The organism is Mycoplasma sp. CSL7503-lung (assembly GCF_025515455.1).
Lineage (GTDB): Bacteria > Bacillota_I > Bacilli_A > Mycoplasmatales > Metamycoplasmataceae > Mycoplasmopsis.
Genome location: NZ_JAOPHP010000037.1, coordinates 1 through 3,813, shown reverse-complemented (window position 1 = coordinate 3,813; position 3,813 = coordinate 1). Strand labels below are relative to the sequence as shown.

Below are 3,813 nucleotides of genomic sequence, written 5' to 3'. Positions count from 1 at the left end.
GGGGCTATGAAATCAAAGTAGGTTGATTACATTTGAAATTATTATATCACATCAATTAAGTTAGTTTAAAAATAAATATTTAATTTAATAAATATTTGGGTCATTCCTTAGAATGACCGTCGTCTGAATAAACAACATCAAATGTTTTAGTTGTTCAATTAAGCCTTGAACTCTGTTTAACGCGTCGCCGTCCTTAGGCGGCTATTGGTCCGTCTTCACTCTTTGTTGAAGCCTTGAACCTTATTGAAGGGTGCTCTCCGGGATGCTGTCGCATCCTTTCTTTTAAAATAAAACAATATTTTTATTTGAAGCATTTTAATTTCGTAGATGTGTGAATCCCCTGTTAGGGGGGGCAAAGCAATTAAATTTACAATTTAATTTATCGTGCGCGCGTACGCGTATATACGCATGATTTTAACAAAGTTAAAATTAAGAGAGTTTTGGTGTTGAAAATATAAAACAATTTAAAAAACAATTCATAATTGTTTGGTTTAATTTGAAATACCCCTTAAAACCCCTTTAAAATAGTCTGTATTAAAAAAGTTTTATTGTTTTAATGGTATTCTTCATTTAAGTATTTTAATACGCCTTAAAACGCTTTTTTTAAATTCAATGATAATTTGATGTTTGAGTTCAAATTAATGGTTCAAATTGGATTTCGTCTAAATTCGTATATTCAGTTTTAAAATCAACAAAATTAAACTTTTCATTTTTGTTTATTTTAATTAAATTTAATATTGTTTTTAACGAAAATATTGAATATCTTTTTCTATATATGGATTTAAATAATGAAACTGATGATTCTGCTTGTGCGGTAAAGTTGTGAATATGAAATTTAAAAGTTTTACAATTTTTGCGCATAAAATTAACAAAAGTTTTAATGGACTTTTTAGCAGTTTCAGTAACCAAAGGTGAGTTAGTTAAATGTTTTAATTTATCTAAAAAAATTCTAGGATTTTTTAAAGACTCAAATAATCATTTTTTAGCTTCGGAATTATTCAAAACTTGTTTAGTTTTTTTATCTACAAATACAAATATTTTATTTTTAAATATTTGTAAAAATTTTTTACAAAAATGAAAATAGTCATAAACATGCTCTGCACCTAACATTTTTGCTAATTTCTTGAAATACACTGCTCCGTCAGACAATAAATAAAGCTTAGTATTATCATCAATAAAATAATACTTTTTTATAATGTTTTGAATTATTTTAGATCTAGATTCATTTGTTATTTTGTTAGTATCATTAGAAGTATATGTTTCATAAAAATATAATGGATTGTGATTTGTATCTGAAAATATTTTTATCAACTTAGTATTTGATTTATGAACTTTATTTTTAATTCTAACTTTACCGAAGCAATCGTCTATTGAAATATAAATATGATTTGCATACTCTTTGTTTCACTTTTTTAGATTTTGATTAGTATTGTATAAATTTAGTTTATTAGAATAATATTTACATAAATTTCAACTAACCTTTGCAAATTTATTTCTAATTAGACCACAATACTGATGAAAAGTATCTAAAATTAATTTTGTATCGTATTTTTTCTTAAATAAATACTCATATTTTGGCGGATAATATCGAATATAATATCTTTTATTATCTTTTAAATAATAATATTCATATATTTGGAATTGATATATGTTATCGTTTTGACCTTTTAAATATCTAGTTATAACTTTGTTGATTTTTCAATTTAATTCTTTTCTTTCGTAACTATTTTTAAAGTCTTCTGAGAGTTTAGTAATTTCGTTGCAAGACAATTGATTAATGTATTCTATGTTGTTTGTTTCCATAGTTAAATTATAAAAAAGTTATTTATTTTTAAGTATCTATAATATAATAATATTGTGATTAGAACATACTATTCTCCTGAGCCGGGCACATTAAAATAATCGGTCATACTTACTAGCCAACTGTCGGGTACGCGACTTATCAGTTGGTTTTTTTATTTCAAAAACATTTTGTGAAATAAAAAAGATTGCTTTTTGCAATCTACCTATATCTTTGACGTTAGTACATAACGTTTAAACGGTTGTTCTACAGATATAGAACACAGTGTTTTAAAACCTGTATATGAATTATATCATTTATCATAAATGAAACTACTAAATACTTATAAATAACCATTATATGTGGTAGAATATTATAATGTGTGTAATAAGTGGAATAACCCACTTGCTAGCATAGCCACACATTAATAAAATAAGGTTGCTAAATTAACTATATAGGATGGGGGTTGTTATTGGCTATATAACCCATCATTTTTTTAAAAACTTTTATGAATATTAAAATAAATAATATTTTTTAAGGAGGTTTATTATTAAAGAAAAATTCGATAGGATAAGAATAATATTCAAGAAGGTAGAGCATTATGAAAAACTAAATTTATATTTAAAAGAAAAAAATACTAATAATAAGATTTTAATTCATACAAAATACAATAACTTATATCATTTAGTTGGTTTTCATTATTTGTGTAATATATTTAACATTTATTATAAAATTAAAGGCAATTCTCTTTATTTTATAAATCAAAACGAAACGATAGAATATAAATCAAATAAAATGTTTAATATATTAAAATATAATTATTTAGACGAAAAAACTTTTAATACAATTGTTTTAAATAATTGAAAAAGTATTTCAAAGTTAAAGGAATTTGAACGATATAATTCGGCAAAGCAATTTATTGCTTTATATTTCAAAAGAATAGATTTTTTTATTAAAATATTTGAAAGCATATCAGAAAATAAAAAAGAAGATAAATGATGGTCATATGACGATGATTTAAATAATGTAGGGGTTGATAAATTTTATTGTATTGAAAAACCTTTTGATGAAGAGTTGCTCCCTGTTTTAGGTGTAAAGGAAATTAATTCAAAACAAAAAGAATATCCAACAGATGCCTTTATACCAAGAACAATCAGATCAATTAAAAGAAATAAATTTATAGAAATTGAAAAGATAGAATGAGAAAATAATAAATATATATAAAAAAAATAAAAACAATGATATAATTATTTTGTGAATTGGATATTACCCACTCCTACCCTAGGCACAATAAAATAATTAGGGACTGATATTTTTAAATTGGCCGGTTGTAATATAATCATTAAAGCCAATTTTTAATATACTTTTTGAACGTTTTTTGTATTTAATAACATAGAAGCTTATAAAAACGCCTAAAAAGCAATACAGTTATGTGTTTTAGAAACAACAAATTATATTTTTATTAAAAATGTACGATTTTGTAAGATATGTTTTGTTTATTTTTTATTACATTTTAACTAAAAACTTATATTTTTGAGTTATTTGTTTGTTATATGCATGGTAAAGTACAAAAGGAAAAAATAAGGGAAATTATTATGCTTGATAAAGAAATATTAGAGATGTTTTCTGAAAAAACATTTAAAAAAGTATCAAAAAGAATTAAACAATATGAGCCAGAAAACGAAGAAGCGTTTGAAATAATCTTCAGAAAACTCGCTGAAATGTAATTTTAAAAATGTACTTTTATTATTTATGAGTACGTTTTTTATATCTATTTTTAAATAACTTTAATATTTTATTTAAATTAATAATTACATTTAATTTACTATAGATTTATAGCTTATAAAAATGCCGAAAAAGCAATACAGTTATGTTTTTTAGAAACCATAAATTATGTTTTTATTAATTTAATAACACAAAAACTTATTATAAATAGGCGAATTGAAATAAAGCGGCCGAATTGTGGTAAAATAACTATGTAAGACTAGGTCGGGATAGCATAAGGTGCTCCGGCTATTTTTTATTTTCTTGTG

General features: G+C 23.4%; 3 protein-coding genes. 2 read left to right on the top strand and 1 reads right to left on the bottom strand.

From position 1 onward, the window contains the following. Positions 1 to 603: 603 nt before the first annotated feature. Positions 604 to 1,803 carry an Mbov_0401 family ICE element transposase-like protein gene (locus tag N9R85_RS03700; RefSeq protein WP_216490275.1) on the bottom strand — a complete coding sequence of 400 codons (1,200 nt, stop codon included), beginning with the start codon at positions 1,801 to 1,803 and terminating at the stop codon, positions 604 to 606. Positions 1,804 to 2,575: 772 nt separating this feature from the next. Here N9R85_RS03700 and N9R85_RS03695 point away from each other — a divergent pair. Further along, complete coding sequence (locus N9R85_RS03695; protein WP_216490276.1) at positions 2,576 to 3,004, top strand: hypothetical protein; 429 nt, start codon at positions 2,576 to 2,578, stop codon at positions 3,002 to 3,004. Between the two features lie 371 nt (positions 3,005 to 3,375). After that, the gene (locus N9R85_RS03690) at positions 3,376 to 3,507 is read left to right on the top strand and encodes a hypothetical protein (protein ID WP_256443804.1); all 132 of its coding nucleotides are present in this window, start codon (positions 3,376 to 3,378) and stop codon (positions 3,505 to 3,507) included. The last annotated feature ends 306 nt before the right edge of the window (positions 3,508 to 3,813 follow it).